Genomic DNA, 22,175 nt, shown 5'->3' with positions numbered 1-22,175 from the left:
TATGCCAATAAAAAGCAAAGCACCCCGGCCGCAAGAATTTGCGGCCGTCGATCTTGGTTCGAACAGTTTTCATATGGTCATCGCGCGCGTGGTTGATGGCGCGATGCAGATTATTGGCCGTTTGAAGCAGCGCGTTCATCTGGCTGACGGTCTGGATGAAAACAGTATGCTAAGCGAAGATGCGATGGAGCGCGGGCTCAGCTGTCTGTCACTGTTTGCCGAACGTCTGCAAGGTTTTTCACCCGCCAGCGTTTGTATCGTGGGAACACACTCGCTTCGCCAGGCGGCGAACGCGACGGAGTTTTTAACGCGTGCTGAAAAAGTCATCCCCTACCCGATTGAAATCATCTCCGGGAATGAAGAAGCGCGTCTGATTTTCATGGGCGTTGAACATACGCAGCCGGAGAAAGGCCGCAAGCTGGTGATTGATATCGGCGGCGGTTCTACGGAGCTTGTGATCGGTGAAGACTTCGAACCAATACTGGTCGAAAGCCGCCGTATGGGTTGCGTAAGCTTCGGTCAACAGTTCTTCCTGGCCGGAACTATCAACCGGGAAAACTTCCAGCGTGCTCGCCTTGCCGCAGTGCAGAAATTGGAAACGCTAGCCTGGCAGTATCGTATCCAAGGCTGGAACGTGGCAATGGGCGCATCTGGCACCATTAAGGCCGCTCATGAAGTTCTGCTGGCGCTGGGTGAAAAAGATGGTTTTATCACCCCTGAACGCCTCGACCTGCTGGTTGAAGAGGTGTTGAAGAGTAAGAACTTTAGCTCGCTTAGCCTGCCGGGGCTGTCTGAAGAGCGTAAGAACGTTTTTGTGCCCGGGCTTGCCATTCTCTGCGGCGTGTTTGATGCGTTGGGGATAAAAGAGCTACGTCTTTCCGATGGTGCGCTGCGTGAAGGCGTTCTGTATGAAATGGAAGGCCGCTTCCGTCACCAGGACGTCCGAAGCCGCACCGCACAAAGCCTGGCGAATCAGTACAATATCGATCGTGAACAGGCGCAGCGGGTGCTGGAAACCACTATGCAGATTTACGATCAGTGGCTGGAACAAAACCCGAAACTGGGAAATCCACAGCTGACCGCACTGCTGAAGTGGGCGTCTATGCTGCATGAAGTCGGGCTGAATATTAACCATAGCGGTATGCATCGCCACTCGGCTTATATTTTGCAAAATAGCGATTTGCCGGGATTCAATCAGGAACAACAGTATCTGATGGCGACGCTGGTACGCTTCCATCGTAAAGCCATTAAACTCGATGAGTTGCCGCGCTTTACGCTGTTTAAGAAGAAACAGTTCCTGCCGATGATTCAGCTTCTACGTCTTGGCGTGCTGTTAAATAATCAGCGTCAAGCCACCACCACGCCGCCGACGCTGAAACTGACCACCGAGGCTAATCACTGGACGCTATGCTTCCCACATGACTGGTTTACGCACAATGCGTTAGTGCTGCTCGATCTGGAGAAAGAGCAGCAGTACTGGGAAAGCGTGACGGGCTGGTTGTTAAAAATTACTGAGGAGCGGGCGTTCACTGAGAACACGGTCTCCTGATTCTTCAACATCCACAGCGTTAAGAGCCAGCTCCTGTAAAGGGGCTGGTTTACCAATGCAATACCCCTGTAGATAATCAATTCCTAAGGCAATAGCCGCCGAACGGATCTCTTCATTCTCAACATACTCAGCAACAACGCGCATTTTTTTCATTCGCGCCAGATGACAGATGGAAGACACTATCTGATAGTCCATGCTGCTGGTCGCGATGTTACGAATAAAGCTGCCGTCAATTTTGAGGATATCCGCACTGATATGCTTGAGACGCGCATAGCTCGCATAGCCGGTGCCGAAGTCATCAATTGCCACCCGACATCCCAAATCCTGAAGTTCACTCAACGTGCGTCGTGCCTGGTCAGGGTTCACCAGCGAGTGGCTTTCCGTGATCTCAAACACCAGTTGCCACGCTTGAATATCATACTCTGCAAGCAACGTCGCAACCTGACGCGCAAAACCCAGACCACTTGCGGTTGAAGGCGACAGATTTATTGCCAATCGAATCCCTGGATGATGGCTTCGACAATCCGCCATAAAACGCAACGTATTTTCCAGAACCCACAGGTCAATACGCGAAGCCAGACCAAACTCATGAGCTACCGGCAAGAAATGCAACGGTGAAATAAGCTCATTATCATCACCCAACATTCGCAACAGCACTTCATGATAGTTATCACCACGAATGCCGACGATGGGCTGGGCCATCAGGCAGAAGCGATCGTTCTCCAGCGCCTGCTGCACGCGAACCATCATGGCAATTTTATCTTTCAGTTCCTGCTGCGCATATTGCGCACCCCGGCGTTGCAGGTTTTCCGGGCGCTTGCTTACCAGCGACAGCTCAGCCACCGTGCTCAGCTCGCCCAACATCAGCGGGAGATGGGCAATGGGAGAGTGGATGTAGCAATAGCTCATTCCCACCTGAGGCTGTAGCGGCATACCGTTCCAGTAATAACGGAATTGCTGAATATGTTCATACAGTGATTCAACGCGATCTTTATAGGACTCAGTATGCAGAAGCACCGCCAAATCACTGCCTGTTAGCTGATACACTCCTTCACCTTGACCGAGGATATCGCTTAGCGATTTTGCCAGGTTCTGTTTGTAATTAATACGTAGCATGATGCCATAGTGGCGCGTCAGCACCTCAAGGTCTGGCATTCGCAGGAAGCACAGTACTGACCAGGGCATAGCGTTCATCGCCCGACTGAGCGCACGCATATTAGGCAGGCTCACCACCGGATCGATAAAAGCAATGCGGCGCACCCGTTCATGAATTAAGCGCTGGCGACTGGAGAGCATCGCCATGTAGGCGATAATGAACGAGAAAATCAGATAGCTGGATGAGGTAATCGCTATCTGTACGCTATAACCTGCACTTTTCGGTACATAGTGATAGTGGTAGTGAATGGCGACAATCACGATCAGCGTCCAGGCGACGGAAATAAAACGATAGCCAAATCGCATTGAGCCCCAAAGCATAACTGGCAACAGCAATGAGAGGGTGTAGTTAGTGCTGAAAATAGTGCTGGCTTGCGTCATCGGCATCATCAGCATCGACATAATACTCAGCACGGCCCCCCACCATATCAACATTTCCGCCCACGTCACTTTTGGGTCGAAATCACGGCGAACCTGCGAGATAAAGCTGCGCAAATAGTACGGGTTGCGTATCAATCGTATTAATAAATAGCACAGCGGCACCCCAGTCAGGTAGCCCATCAATAGTGACTGATAATTGATTAAGTTGCGCTGCGTCAGAGGAGATGCCCAGCGGGTATCACCCAGACTTGGGTATAAACCAATATACAAAGTGAACTGAAGCAGTACTAAAAATACCGTAGCGGGTATAAACATCTGCCAGAACAGGCGGTGCGCCATGAGCCGAGTGTCGCCATGGGAAATCATTTTCCGCTGTTGGTTAAAAAACTGATAGCCGCCCCAAGCCAACATCGTCGGAATAATAAACTGTAACGTCATGCCTATTTTTTCGACAAAATGTAAATCCCGTGTAATATAACAGCTCATGGCTGTAATCAAACCCGGCAACGATTTCCATCCAAAAAACAACATCATGCAGAGCATAAAAGGCAAAGGCAGGTAATAAAGATAGGTTTTGCCACCCTCAATATAAGTGTATGCATTAGCAATTTTAATAATTGGCAAAATCAAAAGAGGCAATATCAGGGGTAATCCCCACCAACAATCACGATATTGCTTGTACAACTTACATAAATTCATAGATGCTCAACGGATACCCCCAATTCCTGCTGGGTATTTAGAGACAGGCATCCAACCTGGCTTAAAAGTCCGCGAGGGAAGAGAATACGCGGGTCAGGTGGAGGATTTTAGTTATCAGTTTCGAATGGAGCTTGATGTGAGTCAAAAAATACACGCCTAAAATTATTAAATGACTGTTTTTAGCGCCATCTCAGATCTAATACTATATTTTGTGAATACGAATAATATCTTATATAACATTAATTAATGTTTTATCTGACGTTTTTTTACATTCAGCGCAATTGACCCCTTGCTGACTCTGTGCCTTAATGTACTAATCGCCCGTGTATGGGCATTCCTTAAGGACCCCTTTGTGAGCCAGGTTACCAGTTTACGAAAACGACACCGATTTAACAGTCGAATGATCCGTATCGTACTCCTCATCAGCTTGATCTTCTTCTTTGGACGCTTCGTCTACTCCTCTATCGGTGCGTGGCATCACCACCAGGAGAAAAAAGAGTCCCAGCAAAGCAGCCAGCAACAGACCCCACCAGCGCAATCCAACGCTCGTTAATCATCTGCTCGTCTCTTTCTCGCACCAAGATTCCTTACCGGATGGCTAACCGTACACTGTTTAACCATCCGGTAAGGGATTTACATTACCGCGCACCTTGCCAATCAGAACCAACGTAATACTCACTATTAGAGTGATTCACATCATTTCCCGCACAATTACGCAAACTTTTCTTTTATCTTCGCCGCACCATTCGCGCTGTTTTTATGCTCCATGCAATTGTGTATATAAAAAACAATTATCACCCAAAACATCACCAACAAATAACGCATGAAAATATAAGCGCTGAATACATAAATATTTCACATGCGATGATTCAATTTTCTTTGAAGTTTAACGCTACAGGGTAATGTCATGAAGGGTTTTACGCTATTTCCAAAGATAAGAAGCGGTTTTGAGTGGATGGCCGGACACAGTGATTCGGTCATCCAATTTGGTTGGAACATTGTGGCTGCGATTATTCTGCTGTTCATCGGTAAATTTATCTCCCGCTTGCTCTCCCACGGGCTGGAAAAGTTACTTAAAAAACGTAATGTTGATATTACCATCGTCCAGTTCTTTACCGCCCTGATACGTTACATCACCCTCGCCTTCTTTATCGTTGCCGCGCTGGGGCGTATTGGTATTGAAACCTCATCGATTATTGCCATTATCGGGGCCGCGGGACTAGCCGTTGGTCTGGCGCTACAAGGTTCGTTATCCAACTTTGCAGCCGGCGTATTGCTGGTTTCTTTGCGACCGTTTCGTGCCGGAGAGATTGTGCAAATTGGCGTTGTCACCGGGACAGTGGAAAAAGTCCATATTTTCTCAACAACCCTGCTGACCGCCGACAGTAAAGAAGTGGTGATCCCAAACGGCAAAATCATCGCCGACAATATCATCAACTACTCCCGCCACCCCTTCCGTCGAATTGACCTGATTATTAGTGTCAGTTATCGGAGTCGAATTGCTGATGTGAAGAAAGTGATAATGAAGATTATTGAGCAGGACGTCCGCATCGACAAAGAGCGCGGCGTGACGGTCAGACTCGGCGAACTTGCCGCTTCATCGTTAAATTTTTATGTCCGCGTGTGGGTGCCTAACGCCGAATACTGGAACACTTACTACGATCTACTGGAAAATATTAAAGAAGCGATGGACGCGAACCATATCGATTTACCGTATCCACAAATGGATATCAGAGTCGAGAACGTGACTTCTCAATCACACCCACAATTACAGTTGGTCGATTAACCTAATGGTCCCTCTGTATTTGCAGAGGGAGTATTGATTTCATCATAGTAACTGATAAAAACCGCCCCCCTTCAGTGCGCATCCATTCAATATATCCATAAAATAAAAGAAATAAATCATTCTGGCCGTTTTTACCGCGACGTTAAGCCATGCAGCTTTTTCAGCATCTTTGCATGATTAACTACCTGCTGTTGCGCAGCCTAAACAACAAGGCAAAAACCAAGAGTTAAAGCAGCATGATGGCTGGGTAGCTAAACTCAATCGACGGATCCAGCAGGATTAGAAAAGGGACCAGAATTACGAGGATGTACTTCGTAGTTTAGAACTCACGTTTAACTTTTTACTGCGCATAACGAAATAAGGCAACCCGATGCAGATGGGTTGCCTTATTATTTTTAGGCTTAATTCACAGGGACGATGAAATTATTCCCACTCAATCGTCGCTGGCGGCTTACCGCTGATGTCATACACCACACGGGAAATACCATTCACTTCGTTGATAATGCGGTTGGACACGCGGCCTAAGAAATCGTAAGGCAGATGTGCCCAGTGTGCCGTCATAAAGTCGATGGTTTCTACCGCACGCAGGGAAACAACCCAGTCGTACTTACGGCCATCGCCCATGACACCGACGGAACGTACCGGCAGGAACACGGTGAACGCCTGGCTGACTTTATTGTACAGATCGGCTTTGTGCAGCTCTTCGATAAAGATAGCGTCCGCACGACGCAGCAGGTCGCAGTACTCTTTCTTCACTTCGCCCAGCACGCGTACGCCTAAACCTGGACCAGGGAACGGGTGACGGTACAGCATGTCATACGGCAGGCCCAGTTCCAGACCAATTTTGCGCACTTCATCTTTGAACAGCTCACGCAGCGGTTCAACCAGACCCATCTTCATCTCTTTCGGCAGGCCGCCGACGTTATGGTGAGATTTGATGACGTGTGCTTTACCGGTTGCGGAAGCGGCTGATTCGATAACATCAGGATAGATCGTACCCTGCGCCAGCCATTTCACGTCTTGTAGTTTCAGCGCTTCTTCGTCGAATACTTCAACGAACACGCGGCCGATAATTTTACGTTTGGCTTCCGGATCGTTCTCACCTTTCAGCGCGTCTAAGAAGCGCTTCTCGCCTTCCACGTGAACGATGTTCAGGCCGAAGTGGTCACCGAACATATCCATGACCTGCTCAGCTTCATTCAGACGCAGCAGACCGTTATCAACGAAGACGCAGGTCAGGTTCTTACCAATGGCACGGTGCAACAGCATCGCAGTAACTGAAGAATCGACGCCACCGGACAGGCCGAGGATAACTTTGTCGTCGCCAACCTGCTCACGGATGCGAACGATAGCGTCTTCAATGATTTTATCTGCAGTCCACAGCGCTTCGCACTGGCAAATATCGCGGACAAAACGCTCCAGCATGCGCAGGCCCTGGCGAGTGTGGGTCACTTCCGGGTGGAACTGTACGCCGTAGAAACGTTTTTCTTCGTTAGCCATAATGGCGAATGGGCAGGTTTCAGTGCTGGCTACGGTCACGAAATCGGACGGGATAGCCGTCACTTTATCGCCATGGCTCATCCACACATCCAGCAGCGGTTTGCCGTCTGCGGTCAGTGAATCCTCGATACCGCGGATCAGGGCGCTGTCGGTTTGTACTTCAACCTGCGCATAACCGAATTCACGTTCGTTTGAGCTCTCAACGTGACCACCCAGCTGCATCGCCATGGTCTGCATGCCATAGCATACGCCGAATACTGGAACGCCTGCTTCAAACACATATTGCGGTGCGCGCGGGCTGTTGTCTTCGGTGGTGCTTTCCGGTCCGCCGGAGAGGATGATACCGCTCGGATTGAACTCACGGATTTGTGCTTCAGTAACATCCCATGCCCACAGTTCACAATAGACGCCCAGCTCACGCACACGACGTGCCACCAGCTGTGTATATTGCGAGCCGAAATCAAGGATAAGAATGCGATGTTTATGAATATTGGCTGTCATTTGACATTAATTCCGAGGCAAGTGAAACAATAACAAAACGCCCGGATAAACCGGGCGCGGAAACTTATCAGGAGCCCATGCGGTAGTTCGGGGACTCTTTGGTGATGGTCACGTCGTGAACGTGGCTTTCCTGGATACCCGCACCGCTGATACGCACAAATTCAGCCTTCGTACGCAGCTCGTCGATGGTACCACAACCGGTCAGACCCATACAGGAGCGCAGGCCGCCCATCTGCTGGTGAATGATCTCTTTTAAGCGACCTTTATACGCTACACGACCTTCGATACCTTCTGGTACCAATTTGTCAGCTGCGTTATCACTCTGGAAGTAACGGTCTGACGAACCTTTGGACATCGCGCCCAGAGAGCCCATACCGCGGTAAGATTTGTAAGAACGGCCCTGGTAGAGTTCGATTTCACCAGGAGATTCTTCCGTTCCTGCCAGCATAGAGCCAACCATCACAACAGCAGCGCCAGCCGCGATAGCTTTCGCGATATCACCAGAGAAGCGGATGCCACCATCGGCGATAACCGGAATACCGGTACCTTCCAGCGCTTCAACCGCGTCAGAAACGGCGGTGATCTGCGGAACACCGACACCGGTGACGATACGAGTGGTACAGATGGAGCCAGGGCCGATACCCACTTTCACCGCGCTGCAACCGGCTTCAGCCAGCGCGCGAGCGCCTGCGCCCGTTGCGACGTTACCGCCGATGATTTGCAGATCCGGATATTTAGCACGCGTTTCACGAATACGCTGAAGCACGCCTTCGGAGTGGCCATGAGAGGAGTCAATCAGCAGCACGTCAACGCCTGCTGCAACCAGCGCATCAACGCGATCTTCGTTGCCCGCGCCCGCACCAACCGCAGCACCCACGCGCAGACGGCCTTTATCATCTTTACAGGCATTAGGTTTACGTTCTGCTTTTTTGAAGTCTTTAACGGTGATCATGCCCAGCAGGTGGAAGCTACCATCAACAACCAGCGCTTTCTCAACGCGGCGTTCGTGCATTTTAGCAAATACCACTTCACGGGATTCGCCTTCACGAACGGTGACCAGACGATCTTTTGGCGTCATATAAACGCTCACCGGCTGGCTAAGGTCGGTAACGAAGCGGACGTCACGACCTGTGATGATACCAACCAGTTCGTTGTCTTCGGTCACCACAGGGTAACCAGCAAAGCCGTTACGCTCGGTCAGCGCTTTCACTTCTTCCAGAGTCGTCGTCGGCAGCACGGTCTGCGGGTCGGTCACCACGCCAGATTCGTGTTTTTTCACGCGCTTAACTTCTTCAGCCTGGCGTTCGATAGACATGTTTTTGTGGATAAAACCGATGCCACCTTCCTGTGCCAATGCGATAGCAAGGCGCGCTTCAGTCACGGTGTCCATTGCTGCAGAGAGCATAGGAATGTTCAGACGAATAGTCTTGGTTAACTGGGTGCCAAGATCGGCAGTGTTCGGCAGAACGGTAGAATGAGCGGGAACGAGGAGGACGTCGTCAAACGTCAGGGCTTCTTTTGCGATACGGAGCATGGGCAATATCTCACCTGGGAGGTTAATAAATATTGCCGTGGCATTATACAGAGCGTAAGCGATTGCATCTACATTTTTTTGAAAAAAATACTTGCGATCACCTTCAGTCGGGTTACTATCGACTGAATAACCTGCTGATTTAGAATTTGATCCCGCTCACATGTTACCCTCTCAAAGTCCCTCAATTTTTACCGTTAGCCGCCTGAATCAGACGGTACGTCTACTGCTTGAGCAAGAAATGGGGCAAGTGTGGATTAGCGGCGAGATTTCCAACTTTACCCAGCCGTCTTCCGGTCACTGGTACTTCACTTTAAAAGACGATAACGCCCAGGTGCGCTGCGCAATGTTCCGCAACAGCAATCGCCGTGTGACGTTTCGTCCGCAGCATGGGCAACAGGTGCTGGTTCGCGCCAACATTACGTTGTATGAACCGCGCGGTGATTACCAGATTATTGTCGAAAGCATGCAGCCCGCGGGTGAAGGTTTATTGCAGCAGAAGTATGAACAGCTAAAAGCCAAATTACAGGCTGAAGGGCTGTTTGACCAACAGTTTAAACAACCGCTCCCAACGCCTGCTCACTGTATTGGGGTCATCACCTCAAAAACCGGCGCGGCGCTGCACGATATTCTTCATGTCCTGAAACGTCGTGACCCTTCCCTGCCGGTGATTATCTACCCGACAGCGGTACAAGGTGACGATGCACCGGGGCAAATCGTTCGTGCCATTGAACTGGCAAACACCCGTAACGAGTGTGATGTCTTGATCGTTGGCCGTGGCGGCGGTTCGCTGGAAGATTTGTGGAGTTTTAATGATGAGCGCGTGGCACGCGCCATTTTTGCCAGCCGCATTCCGGTTGTCAGCGCCGTCGGGCATGAAACCGATGTCACCATTGCCGATTTTGTTGGCGATCTGCGAGCACCTACACCGTCTGCAGCGGCAGAGATTGTTAGCCGCAACCAACAGGAATTGCTGCGTCAAATTCAGTCCGTCCAGCAGCGTCTGGGCATGGCGATGGATTACTATCTCGCCAACCGCAGTCGTCGTTTTACGCAATCATTTCACCGCTTACAGCAACAACACCCGCAGTTACGTCTTGCACGCCAACAAACCACGCTGGAGCGACTGCGTCAGCGGATGAGCTTTGCGCTGGAAAACCAGATAAAGCAGGCCAATCAGCGCCAGCAGCGTATGCTGCAAAGGCTAAATCAGCAAAACCCGCAGCCGCGTATCCATCGTGCGCAAACGCGTATCCAGCAGCTCGATTATCGGCTGGCGGAAAACATTCGCGCGCGTCTTAGCGAGCAGCGCGAACGTTTTGGTCATGCAGTTACCCATCTTGAAGCCGTTAGTCCGCTGGCAACATTAGCCCGTGGCTATAGCGTTTCTACCGCCACCAGCGGCAGCGTGTTGAAAAATGTCAAGCAGGTGAAAGCCGGCGATCTCATCACCACGCGGCTCGAAGACGGCTGGGTGGAGAGCGAGGTTACCACCGTAACCCCGCAGAAAAAAACGCGTTCGCGTAAATCGCAGTAGCGGAGAGCTACTGCGCGCAGGTCGCGAATCCTGCCGTTTTACCCGCGTCAATGTTGCAGTTTTCACCGCCAGCAGACAGGTTAAAGGCACAGTAATTTTTGGTCCCTTTTGTTTGAGACAAATAGCTGTAGCTGGACGTTGTTGGCCATCCGGTCTTATTGAAAACGGAATACAACGCTTCCAGATCATCCGCAGTCGATGCTTTCTGTAAACTACCGCACTGCGCAGCCAGATCCCAGGTGCTGGAATCAATCGTGTGCGCCATCGTCCAATCCTCATTATTCATCATGATATGAAGCGGCGGTGTAACGCCAGAAGGAAGTTCCGCCAGCAACAGTGGGCGCTGGATAGTCTTGCCATTCAAGGTCATGGTCTCCTTCATATGCCCCCAGAATTGCGCTTTATTCGTATCCGGGCTCGTTAACACCGTAAAAATATTATCGAGCGTAGCGCTCGCCTGAGCGTTATTGGGCAACGCTGCCGTTAGCGCCGTTTTCAAACCCAAACTCTTATTTTGCTCCAGCGTAAAGGTTGCCGTGCCATCAGAGCCGGTCGTCCCGTTAAAGACACTGGCAGTGGTACTCATATCAATGGTCGAACTCGATGGCATGACTTCCTGAAGAATTAAATCATCTGCCCCCATCTCGGCCTCAACATCACCGTCAGTTATCACCACACCCGCCCGGTTTGTCGAATCACCTCGTGAAAGGGTAAAGCTGGCATTAGCAACCGGATTACCGCTGGTATCTTTTACCGTAACGGTCAACGGGATTGTCTTGCCTTTCTCTGCAACCGCCGATGCCTTCACCGTATCCATCGCTGTCGAGGTCAGCGTAATAGCTGCCGCAGTAATTCGAGGTTCAACCAGACAGACCTGCGCACCTTTGGTACTAGATGAACTGGTGGATCCACCGCCGCCAGTGCTCAGCATAATATACTGGTAGTTTCCGGTATTTGCCTGTTTATCACCCGCCCACCAGGGCTCATTAGAGCCACTAGGCCAACCGTAAACGGTACCGACACCGCCTGAAACGCTAAGGTTATCGATAAATAATGTTTCCATGTCACTCTTCAGCGGTTGATACGCCTTATCGCAGCCTGTCGCACCTGCGATATCCGTATTTCCGGCGGTGACCAGCGGCCAGGCTTCGTTGTTATAGGTATACGTGCTGCTGTACGATGCCATTTCAGCGGCGAGCAGGGGGCGTCGGAAGGCAACACCTGCACTGTTGGTCGCAGTTTCCGGCATATGGCCCCAGTAGGCGGCTTTATCGGTATCTGGGCTGGTCACGACAGTAAATATCGCATCCAGCGCGGAGGTTGGCGTTGGATAAGTCCCTAATTTCGCCGTAATGGTGGTCTTAAGCCCCATAGCATCATCCTGACTCAAACTAAATGTTGCCGTACCGTCTGCCCCCGTCACGCCGCTATAGGTGCTGGCTTTAGTGCCCAGCACCGTGGCCGCAGGTGTTGGCGTGAGTTCTTCCAGTGCGAGATCGTCCGTCGCCCCTTTACTGTCAGAAGTCTTCACCAGCCCGCTGCGCGATACACCATCACCTCGAGAAAGGGTAAAGGCGGCATTCGCGGCAGGACTGCCATTAACATCTTTCACCGTGACGGTCAGCGGGATGGTCTCGCCTTTTTTCACCTTAGCGTACTGACTCGCAGCATCAAAAACGCTGGAGGTCAGTTCAATCGTTGCCGGCTGTGGCGCATGAGGCGTCGTTCGGCACGCTTGCATCTGCATCGTGGTCGACGACGTCGTTGCATTACTCGTACCCGTGCTTAAATTAAGACTTTGATATTGGCCTGTACTGGATAAGTCTACTGCCCACCAGTTTCTGCCCGACGACAGCGGCCAGCCGTAGGCGGTTTCCAGTTCGGTATTCGGGTATTTATTATACAGCGCCTGCAAATCGCTCAGCAGCGGTTGGTACGTAGGATCACATCCCGTTGCCCCTGCCGTTTGAGCTTGAACAGCCGTTGGATGCGCCCAATATTCATTGTTATTATTATAGAAACCTACGCCTGATGGGACTTCTGACTGTAATTTTGGACGCGTATAGGTGACGCCGTCCGGCCCTTCAACCGTCTCCGGCATATGGCCCCAGCGGAAAGCAGTATTGACGTCCGGACTGGTCAAGACGGTAAAGATACCGCCAACGCCCTCGGTCGAGACGTTGTTGTCCGCAAGCACCGCAAAGAATTCGGTTCTCAGCCCCGTCGTACTATCCTGGCTCACATTGAGCTGAACTTTACCGTTACTGTCCGTCGTGCCATACCAGTACGTTGGTGACGAGCTGTATTTCTGCGTTACAGCATCAGACGCTGGCGAAACCGGCTCTAGAAGGGTGTAGGATTCTGCAAGGGTGTCAATGATGGAGGAACCCGGTGCATTTCGAAAACTTGACGCCCCACGGTAAAATTTAATGCTTACTCCCGCCTGAGGCTGCCCAGCATTGTCGGTGACGTCAATCGTCAGAGGAATTATCTCCCCTTTTTTCACCTGGTAACCCGCTTTGTTCGCATCCCAAGGCAAGCTGGAGGTAAGCGAAATGTTCAGCGTTCTTGGCTCCACACGGCACAGTTGTAAGGTCGCTTGAGAACTCGCTTGTGTATTTTCACCCGAGAACAAGTTAACGCTTTGCGAGATTACACCGGTATGGGCAGCATTGACGATCAAATTGCCAGCTATCCACGGCAGCGAAGTGCTGCTGACCGGCAAGCCAAACTCGGTCATCAGCTCACCGTTCGGATGGTCACTTTGCAGCGTCGCCAGATCGCTCGCTGAGGCGGTGCTCATCTGGTCGCACTGTACTAAATAAGCCATGTTCGTTGTCGAGAACCAGACCTCACCGTCCCCGGTCAGCGAGTAAGCTGTTGTGTTGCTTGTCGACGAGAGTTCAGCGCGCAGCAGCGGACGTTTAAATTCAACGCCTTTGCTGTTGGTAAATGTCTCTGGCATATGACCCCAGTACTTCGCGATGCTGGTATCCGGGCTAGTAATTACCGTGAAGATGGCATTTTTACTGTCCGTTACCTGACTATCATCTGCCAGCGTTGCACTTATGGTTGTCTGTAAACCGGTGGTGCTATCCTGCGAAATGTTAAACGTCATGAGCCCCTGGGCATCAGTCTGCACGTACAGGTATTTTTGTTTGGTATCCAGTAGAGTACTGGCCTCGCCAGAAGAGATATCACTCAATGTGATATCGTCCGCGTTGTTAGTGGTATAAGTCACGTTCGCACGGGTTTTGGCATCGCTGCGGGTAATCTTCACCAACGCATTGCTTACCGGTAGCCCGGTTGTGTCGGTGACCATAACAGTCGCGGCAATCTTCTCGCCTTTTTTCACTTTCGCGATGCCCGTGGTTTCATCTGCATTGGCAAGTGTCAGCGTTAGCTTGCTGGCAAGCTGGCGCGGTGAGGCCAGGCAGGTTTGCATATAATATGTTGACTTACTGGTGGTGGATTTAATATCGCCACCGCTCAATAGATTGACTGCCGCATACTCTAACTGGCAGGCATCTTCAGACAGCACAGAATCACCGCTCCACCAGAACTGACTGTCGCTGATGGTGCCGTTATTACTCATCGGCCAACCGTTAATGTTACGCATTGCTCCATCAGGATAGCGGGAGTACAGCGTCTGCAAATTATCCGTTGTAGGCAGATAGCTGCGTCCGCAACCATTCGCGCCGCTCCATGCCTCACTAGCGGTAAACATCCCCCACGTTTCGCCTTTATCATAGCTACCGTTAGTCATCGTCACCGATTTTCCCACCGAGCTACCGGACTCACTCGCCAGTAACGGACGCTTATATACCAACCCGTTACTGTCGGTTACCGTTTCCGGCATATGGCCCCAGTAGTTGGCTTTTGCCGTATCCGGGCTAGTGATAACCGTAAATACCGTCGACAGGGATTGACTGGAACCAACTATATTTTCAATGGCAGCGTGTAGCGGGGTTTTAAAACCCGCACCGCTGTCCTGATTGATATCCAGCGTCACCGTCCCATCGTCTCCGGTGGCCGTGTAGTACTCAATGCCGCTATCAATGCCAGTACCCTGGTTAATCTGAATAGCTGCGGCTTCAGTCGCGTTAGCGTCCTGATTACTGCGACCCACGCTGTCACCGCGTGTAAAGATAACCGGCGTATTGCCTAGTGGGCGACCGCTGTCATCAAGAGTGGTAATCACAACCGGAATGGTTTCACCCACTTTCGCTTTAGCGAAACCGTCACTCTCTTTATAGAGCGTTGAGGTCAACGTCAGATGCGTTGCTGTAGAACGCGCATTCTGCAAACAGGAGAAATAGAGCTTTTCACTCCACAATTGCGACGTGATGCCGTTATCACGCAGGTTTAGCGATTTAACATAGCGATTATCGGTTGAGCGGCTAAGATCGGCGGTACTGTTTTGATAGTTTCTCTCGTCCAGTGGCCAGCCTTGTTGAGTATTGATAGCCCCGCCCGGCCACGCCGAATAGAGAGATTGCAAGTCTGCCAATGCCGGTAGAAAGGCCGCGCCACAAGCAGTAGAGATCGTGTGGAAATCTACGGTTCCCCAGCTTTCATTATTTTCCGTTACGCTACCCGCGGCAACACCGCTTGCCATTTCAGCCGACAGCTGTGGGCGTTTAAACACCGCACCGCTAGCTGCCGTCACGGTTTCCGGCATATGCCCCCACATCGTGGCTTTATCGCTATCTGGGCTGGTGACTACGGTAAAAATGGTATCGAGACTGTCGCTAATACCGGCGTTGTCATACAGTGCGGCGGTTATCGCGACTTTGGTTCCGTGGGTCTCTGGGCGGGTGACATTAATCGTTTTACTGCCATCCGCGCCGGTGATACCGCCAATTTTTGTCGCCGTGTCATTTAACGATTCACCATCAATCACCACCGGTGACACAATGCCATCACCGCTGCCGGCAATATGTTTAGTGCCCTGGCGGGTATAACCATCACCGCGACTCAGTACAAATGGCACACCTGGCAACGGATTACCGTTGGCATCTTTTACCGTCACCTTCAACGCCAACGTCTCGCCCTTTTTCACCTTCGTGGCTTGCAGGCTATCGCTCCACTGCGCTGGGGTAGCGGCCTCAATAGTGATAGTGGTCGCAACAGGGTTATCACTGGCAAGACAGGCAGTATAGACAGAAGCATTGCCGCTGGTCGCTTCCGCGCCGCTGGCAAGCGAAATCATTTTCCACGTGGTGGCGCTGGCAAACGTCGCTGACCAGTATGACTGAGAGACAGGCCAGCCTTGAGTACTGTGCATCGCTCCGTCGCTGTTGGCGTTATAAAGAACGCTAAGCTGATCGGCGCGCGGTAAGCGATTGACCGCGCAGCCCCCGGCTTGAGTGTTACCCGCCGCATCGCTATGCGTCACACGCGCCCAGGTTTCGTTATCTTCCACCAGAGTGCGCGTGGCGCTAACCTCTGTTGCCAGTTTAGGTCGCTCAAAAGTCAGGCCATCTGCGGTCACGGTATCCGCCATATGACCCCACATTTCTGCATCCGCCGTGTCCGGGCTGGTAGGGACCGTAAACTTCACGCTACGGGTTATTGGCGTTGTGATGAGTGAATTAACGGGAACGATAGTCAACTGAGTCAGCAGGCCAACGCCCTGTGGCTGTTCGATAATAAATGTCGCATTACCGCTGGCATCAGTCACTCCCTCGTACGTCATGGAGGCCTGAGATGAGCCAAACGACTCGCCCCCCATCACCAACGTGCCATCAGTCGCATCGGTATAACCGGTTGTCAGTCCGCTGCGGTTTTTTCCGTGCGCCATGGTAACGGTAAACGCCGCATTCGGAACCGCTATCCCGTTTAACGCATTGATCGAATGCACCGTCATGGTTATCTGCTCACCCACCTTCGCCACCGCCTGGCGCAGATTGGCATCACTATTCATCGATACTTCTAGCTGCGTGACCAACTCATTGCCTGAGCAGGTCAGATAGTTAGGTTCTGTCCCGCTAAACATCGCGTCAGTGCCGTTGGCCAGATTGACGTGTGCGGTTTGGCTACCGTCAGTATCAGCGGAAATATAGCTATGGCTAGCGGTTGGCCAACCATAAGTGGTTAGCATGGCGTTGCCGGAGTGTGCCGAATAGAGCGCATCCAGAATCACCTGCCCAGGTACTTGCCCTACACCACACTGCGCGGTCGCCGCCGTAACGGAATTAAAGGTGGCCCAGTCTTCATGATTCTCGACGGTTGAGCCAGTGTTTGCCGTGGCCTCACCGACTAACTGCGGACGCTTGTAGATATTGCCTGCCTCAACAACGCCCTGCATATGACCCCACATGCGTGCCTGCGCAACGTCCGGACTGGTCAACACGGTGAAGATGACGTTAGCCGTGGATTCGGTACCATCAGCGAGCACCACCCGCAGCGGTGTCAGAACGCCAGCACCATTGTCCTGCGTTAATTCCAGCGACAGCTGGCCGTTAGCGTCGGTAATGCCATGGTAATGATTCGGCGTACCGGAACCTTCAATGCCCACCAGCACCGGATTGTCATCCCAACCGTATTTCGCCCCCTCGGCCTTGGCCTCAGTATTGGTTTGCCCTTTACGGTTCTGTTCATCGCCAACATACAGGTCAAAGTAGCGGTAAGGCAGTGCAGCGCCCGTCTCTTTATCCGTAATCGAGACTCTCATGCTGATGGAGTCACCCACCGCCACTTTTGCTGCATTCAGTCCACTATCCATATTATCCAGCGTCAACGTTAGCGCTGGCGTAACATCCGGCGAGGCTTTATCAACACAGCTCACTACCGACGTTGTCGTATCGGGTTCTTCAACCACGCGGCGACTGAGCATATTGACACCCAGATGATTCGTCGCCAGCGTCCCGTCCGACGATGACCAGTACTCATTGGTACCCGCTACCGGCCAGCCCAGCTGGCTCACCAGGTCGCCGCGAGCAATTTTCAGCCCCATCAACTGACGGGCATCGGGTAAAATGTCGCAGTGCTTATCCGCACCACTCCAGTTGAACAGCGCCCAGCTTTCATTGTTCGCATTCACCACACCGCTTTCACCTTCAGCTTCTGCCGCCAGCTTAGGGCGAGTGAAGGTATAGGTTTCGCCATCAACCTCTGCGCCAGACGTTTCTGGCATATGGCCCCACATATTCGCGCTTGCGCTGTTCGGGCTGGTCAGGGTGGTGAAAATCACATCAACGCTGGCTTTCAAGGTGGAAGCGTTCGCCGGAGAGACCGTCAGCGGTGTTTTGACACCTGCACCATTGGCTTGGGTGATGACCACCGTCGCATTACCATTGGCATCGGTCGTGCCGTGATATTCCGTTGCGGTGGTGGTCAGTTCGGAGTTGCCAACGTGCACTGGAGCCGTGTTATTGACGATATTCTGGCGGTTAAGCGCATCGCCACGGGTTATCACAAACGCCGTATTACCTACCGCATTCCCCTGGCAGTCATGTGTAGTAATGGTCAGTGTGATGCTCTCACCAACTTTGACCCTGGCCGCTTTCAGCGTTTCATTGAAGTTATCTGCCGTCACTTCCACGGGCTCACCTACGGCGGCAGCAATCGTCACCGGGATTTTCTGATCTAATAGCGTGGTGGTGTTGCTAAAGGGGGTGCCGGTGATCGTTTGTAAATATAAAGCTGCTGGTGCAGAGGAGGCATCACTCTCGAGCTGCGGCCAGAGAACATAGTTTTTCCCGGCCATATTCTGCGCACAAAACGTTTGGTTGGCGACCGGCTGTGGGTTAAGCGGTTCATCCGGCGTTGCGGCATCGGCCCAGGTTAGGGTGACGACAGGCGCTTTGTCAGCCCAGCGAACGGGGGGCACCGCAAAAATATCACCTTCAGTATCAATAGGATTGACGATTTTCAGCGCACTGGCGGTATCGTCGGTGCTGAAATCACGCGGCATGGCGCTAAAATTAACGACGTGTGTTTCATCAGGGCTAAGCAGAATACTGCCCTGATAAACCGGGATCGTGACGCCATCGGCCAGCGGTACGGTTCCGTTGATAGCATCGGTTGAGGTGTTCATCTCCTGCCAGGTACCGCTTTTCAAGGCGGCGGACACCGGCGCCAAAAAGCCGCTGAATATCATCAGCACGAGCAATAAAAAGTGGGGAATTCTATCCCTGCGCAGACTGCCATCCATAAGCTATATCCACCTGTATTTTCTGTATATTCAACATCTTTTGCTTAGCCTTTAGCTAAGCAAAAGACGCGGAAAAGACCATCCCTTTGCAGGGATGGTCGGGTAAGTATTATTTGCGTTGATAATCGATAGACAGTCCGTAACCCTGCACGCCATCGTTGCCGAGGGTAACGCTGCCGCTTTCGCCGTTGTCGAAAGCGCTCTTCGCTTCGGCATTCGTAACTGGAACCACCAGATCGGTGTTGTTGTAGGTACTGCTGACAAGACCACCCGCCGCGCCCAGTTGCAGACTGTTGCCCGTAAATTTCCAGCGATAGTTATAGTCGCTGGTAACGTCTTCACCGGTATCGTACTTGCCGTTACTGTTTTTATCTTTCCACAGCAGAACTTGATAGGTGGTATTGGTTTTAAGTTTGGCGTCGGTGCCCAACAGGTTGGTATTCACACCAGACTCATGAATCACCACTTTCACATTTTCATCAACAACCGGACCTTCCGGAATATCGTCGTCATCTGCACCACCGCCCGCATTGGTGGAAAGATCGCCGAGCAGCAGTACGGTGGCAACGTTAGGATCGCCTGTCGTGGTGGTTGGCGTAATTTTGATCCCCAGATAATAGTCGGCATCATCGGCCTGAATGGTGTAACTGTCCTGCCCGGTTGTTCCGCTAATCTCGGCCGCATCCGAACCATCCTGGTTCTTTGAACGCACCCAAACCATCGTCGCTTTCGTGGCTGTATTGCTGGTGTCAAGGTCACCTTCGGTGTCGCCAATTGCCCAGTTAACGGTCACCTTATCATCCACGTGGAACTGCTTGTCACCCTCGCTTGCGCCCGTTCGGGTGCCGCGGTCGACAGTCACCGTCACGTGAGCTTTGTCGGTTTCCGCCACTTTATCCGCTGCACGAGTGATCCACGGTACCGTACCCTGAATCGTCCCTGTCGTGTCGGTGACAAACTGCCATTGGCCACTCTTAAGATTGCCATTGGCTGCCATGGCTGGAACAGAACAATATCCTGCGACCACCAGTGCCAGAGCGACCTTAGTTAGTCGACGTTTTACGATTTGCTGCATTAAGACTCTCCTTTTCTTTATGTTTCAGCGATTGGCCGCTCAGCCACTACGCTGTGCTATTTCTGGCTATACGAAACCCGTATGCCATATCCCTGAACGCCATCCTGGGCATTCGCGCCAAATTTCTGCGCGGCCTCTTTGTTGGTTGCAGGAAGTATCAGATCTTCATTACTGGTATTTGACTGCGCCCCGGTATGCCCTTGAGTGCTCTGTCCGGTAAATTCCCATTGGTAGTCGTACAGCGCCATTTCGTCTGCCGTGAGCTGCTCTGACATTTGAAAGGCACCGTCTTTGTTTTTATCGCGCCAGAGGAGGAAACGATAAGTATTGTTCAGCGTAGGATGGGTCTCTTTATTGTTGATAAGGTTGACTGGTTTAGAGACTTTGGTCTGATAAATCAGACTATTAAGCACTTCATCTGACCCGCCAACAAAGGTGATATCGACAAGATTGCTATCGCCATAAACGTCTTCCTTCGCCTTCCAGTGAAAGGTCCCCGCTAGCGTACTGGACAACGTAATCGTCCCCGCCTTTTCATTGCGCTCTGCCACGAATACGCACGGTTTCTCCGTTGTGCACGGCGCATTTGATAACGAGACCTTTTTGTCGTTGCTGTCATATAATTCCGGCGACATGGCTTCGTCAACCAGCGTATTTCCGTTACGGTCAGTCGAGTCGCCAAAAGAATCCGTCAGCAATACATCCATCACTACACCATCTTCACCATTAGCCTGCGCACTGGCCGAGTGGCTATGGTCGCTGCGATTGGTATCTGCGATGTTATCGACGATAAGCTCAATGCTACGATCCTGCTGCACGACAATGTCTACTACGCCAGAGTTCTGCCGATTTCCCTTTTCATCCTCCAGCGTCATCCGCACCTTCCAGCTATTCAGTGCGGTACGCTCGGCTTCAGTATCCGCATTGACCCACGCGGGCAGCACCAGATTCCAGCTGTTGTTATTGCCTTCTGTCAGCATGTTCGCTTGCACAACCGGCATCACCAAGGTGCGGTTGACGTTGTTTTTCGCCTGCCACGATGCCGCAATAATTTTGTAGTGATGGTTTATCAGCGCGTTGACGGTCCACTTACATTTTTCCAACCCTATCGCGGATTCAGGGGTATCCTGGATAACACATTCGGGATGCGTATTCGTGGCGTCAGCCTTGAGCCAAAGCGTCACGTCCAGGGGATCTTTTTCGCGATATTCAAGAACAATAAAATTATTACGCTCAACAAAATCATGGCGGCTGCCCATTAACGAGCGCTGAACTTTTACATTTTCAGGATCAAGCTGAGCAGCAATCGGTGCACCAAACTGGTAGGTCAGCGTTGCATTAACACTAAGATCGCGATTATCACCTGTCCCAGCTTTGTAATCGGCACCCACGGTGACCATCGGTACGGGCGTATAGTTCACTCCCAACGTTACGGCCTGAGGATTCTTTTGCAGGTTATCGCTGCCAAATAGCGCAACCTCATCGCCATAGTATTGTTCGTAAACTATTTTTCCGCCCAACTGCGGATAAAAAGGCAACCAGCTCTCAGCGCGAATATCCCAGCCGCGGGCTGGTCGTTCCTCATAGAATTCAAAATCCGGCGAATCTTTCCAGGTGGAAAGCGGATGATAATAATTACCGGATACTTTTAAATAATCAGCCCATGCTTCTACGCCTAATCCTAGACGACGATGACCACGCGTAAAATCATAATCATAAAAAGCATTACCCCCTAATAACCAATTATTAATATTCTGGCGGAGGCCAAAACCTATATTTCCTATTGTCCTGTCATCTTTACGCTGAGTGGACAACTGGCTAAAAAACAATGTCTTCTGGTTATCATATAAGGGAACGAAATAATCCAGCGATGATCCATCTAAATCGCCACGTTCACCGACCGAAAGATTGGTCCGTAACTTTCCGTACGGTGAAAGCACGCTATCAAGATAAGTTTGTGCTGAGGAGGTTACCTGATTTTGTAAGTAACTCTGGGCTTGAGACTTAAGCGCTTCGGGCGTTAAGTTACTGAAGTCCTGCATTGCAGAGCTAACAAGATAACTTCCACCGGACTCCGCTAATGCCTGCTTCCCACTTTTCTTTGCCTGTTGGGCATTTTTATCACTGCCCAGATCGGGCAGGCTATCTTCCTGTGATGACGATTCCTCATCCACAGAAACCTCGCCGGTTGCGCCGCACGCTGGCCCAGCAATAATATTGCTTAACAGTAATATTATACATACAATCCATTCACGCACGCTATATCCTTATAGCCAACGCCCACAAAACAGTCTTACGATGGA

10 protein-coding genes are annotated in these 22,175 nt (G+C 51.4%); 4 read left to right on the top strand and 6 right to left on the bottom strand.

Annotated features, from left to right (window positions below; genetic code table 11):
• Position 1 precedes the first annotated feature (1 nt).
• Positions 2–1,549: an exopolyphosphatase gene (ppx, locus tag U0026_RS06840; RefSeq protein ID WP_062774476.1), complete on the top strand. Its 1,548-nt coding sequence runs from the start codon at positions 2–4 to the stop codon at positions 1,547–1,549.
• On the opposite strand, the gene U0026_RS06835 is transcribed toward ppx, so the two are convergent.
• Complete coding sequence (locus U0026_RS06835) at positions 1,502–3,784, bottom strand: sensor domain-containing phosphodiesterase (protein ID WP_062774478.1); 2,283 nt, start codon at positions 3,782–3,784, stop codon at positions 1,502–1,504. The two genes, ppx and U0026_RS06835, sit on opposite strands and share 48 nt — an antisense overlap.
• Positions 3,785–4,136: 352 nt before the next feature.
• On the opposite strand from U0026_RS06835, the gene U0026_RS06830 reads away from it, so the two are divergent.
• Together U0026_RS06830 and mscS are read left to right on the top strand one after the other, a co-directional pair.
• Positions 4,137–4,337: a YfgG family protein gene (locus U0026_RS06830; RefSeq protein ID WP_073971109.1), complete on the top strand. Its 201-nt coding sequence runs from the start codon at positions 4,137–4,139 to the stop codon at positions 4,335–4,337.
• A gap of 354 nt (positions 4,338–4,691) precedes the next feature.
• On the top strand, positions 4,692–5,570 hold the full coding sequence (gene mscS / locus U0026_RS06825) for a small-conductance mechanosensitive channel MscS (RefSeq protein WP_062774480.1): 879 nt from the start codon (positions 4,692–4,694) through the stop codon (positions 5,568–5,570).
• A gap of 423 nt (positions 5,571–5,993) precedes the next feature.
• On the opposite strand, the gene guaA is transcribed toward mscS, so the two are convergent.
• Both guaA and guaB read right to left on the bottom strand, forming a co-directional pair.
• Positions 5,994–7,571, bottom strand: coding sequence for a glutamine-hydrolyzing GMP synthase (gene guaA / locus U0026_RS06815; RefSeq protein ID WP_062774482.1), 1,578 nt, complete (start codon positions 7,569–7,571; stop codon positions 5,994–5,996).
• A 67-nt stretch (positions 7,572–7,638) separates the two neighbouring features.
• Positions 7,639–9,105, bottom strand: coding sequence for an IMP dehydrogenase (gene guaB / locus U0026_RS06810; RefSeq protein WP_062774484.1), 1,467 nt, complete (start codon positions 9,103–9,105; stop codon positions 7,639–7,641).
• A gap of 160 nt (positions 9,106–9,265) precedes the next feature.
• Between guaB and xseA the strand changes: the two genes are divergently transcribed.
• Positions 9,266–10,639 (top strand): exodeoxyribonuclease VII large subunit, encoded by a 1,374-nt coding sequence (xseA, locus tag U0026_RS06805; protein WP_062774486.1) that lies wholly within the window; start codon positions 9,266–9,268, stop codon positions 10,637–10,639.
• 7 nt (positions 10,640–10,646) lie between these two features.
• Here xseA and U0026_RS06800 read toward each other — a convergent pair whose 3' ends face one another.
• The 3 genes from U0026_RS06800 to sinH form a co-directional block, all read right to left on the bottom strand.
• Positions 10,647–18,797, bottom strand: a complete 8,151-nt coding sequence (locus U0026_RS06800) for an adhesion domain-containing protein (RefSeq protein WP_082806308.1) — start codon at positions 18,795–18,797, stop codon at positions 10,647–10,649.
• 109 nt (positions 18,798–18,906) lie between these two features.
• Positions 18,907–19,872: a SinI family autotransporter-associated protein gene (locus tag U0026_RS06795; protein ID WP_062774488.1), complete on the bottom strand. Its 966-nt coding sequence runs from the start codon at positions 19,870–19,872 to the stop codon at positions 18,907–18,909.
• A 56-nt stretch (positions 19,873–19,928) separates the two neighbouring features.
• Positions 19,929–22,130, bottom strand: a complete 2,202-nt coding sequence (gene sinH / locus U0026_RS06790) for an intimin-like inverse autotransporter SinH (protein WP_062774490.1) — start codon at positions 22,128–22,130, stop codon at positions 19,929–19,931.
• Positions 22,131–22,175 lie beyond the last annotated feature (45 nt).

Source organism: Kluyvera intermedia (assembly GCF_034424175.1).
In the GTDB taxonomy this organism is placed as follows: Bacteria; Pseudomonadota; Gammaproteobacteria; order Enterobacterales; family Enterobacteriaceae; genus Kluyvera; species Kluyvera intermedia.
Note: the sequence above shows the minus strand (reverse complement) of the source record. Positions and strands in the feature narration are given on the sequence as shown.

Excerpts from the sequence above, each read along its gene's own strand:
- U0026_RS06800 (WP_082806308.1), bottom strand. The coding sequence starts at position 18,797 with ATGGATGGCAGTCTGCGCAGGGATAGAATTCCCCACTTTTTATTGCTC.
- guaB (WP_062774484.1), bottom strand. The coding sequence starts at position 9,105 with ATGCTCCGTATCGCAAAAGAAGCCCTGACGTTTGACGACGTCCTCCTC.
- U0026_RS06795 (WP_062774488.1), bottom strand. The coding sequence starts at position 19,872 with ATGCAGCAAATCGTAAAACGTCGACTAACTAAGGTCGCTCTGGCACTG.
- xseA (WP_062774486.1), top strand. The coding sequence starts at position 9,266 with ATGTTACCCTCTCAAAGTCCCTCAATTTTTACCGTTAGCCGCCTGAAT.
- guaA (WP_062774482.1), bottom strand. The coding sequence starts at position 7,571 with ATGACAGCCAATATTCATAAACATCGCATTCTTATCCTTGATTTCGGC.
- ppx (WP_062774476.1), top strand. The coding sequence starts at position 2 with ATGCCAATAAAAAGCAAAGCACCCCGGCCGCAAGAATTTGCGGCCGTC.
- mscS (WP_062774480.1), top strand. The coding sequence starts at position 4,692 with ATGAAGGGTTTTACGCTATTTCCAAAGATAAGAAGCGGTTTTGAGTGG.
- U0026_RS06835 (WP_062774478.1), bottom strand. The coding sequence starts at position 3,784 with ATGAATTTATGTAAGTTGTACAAGCAATATCGTGATTGTTGGTGGGGA.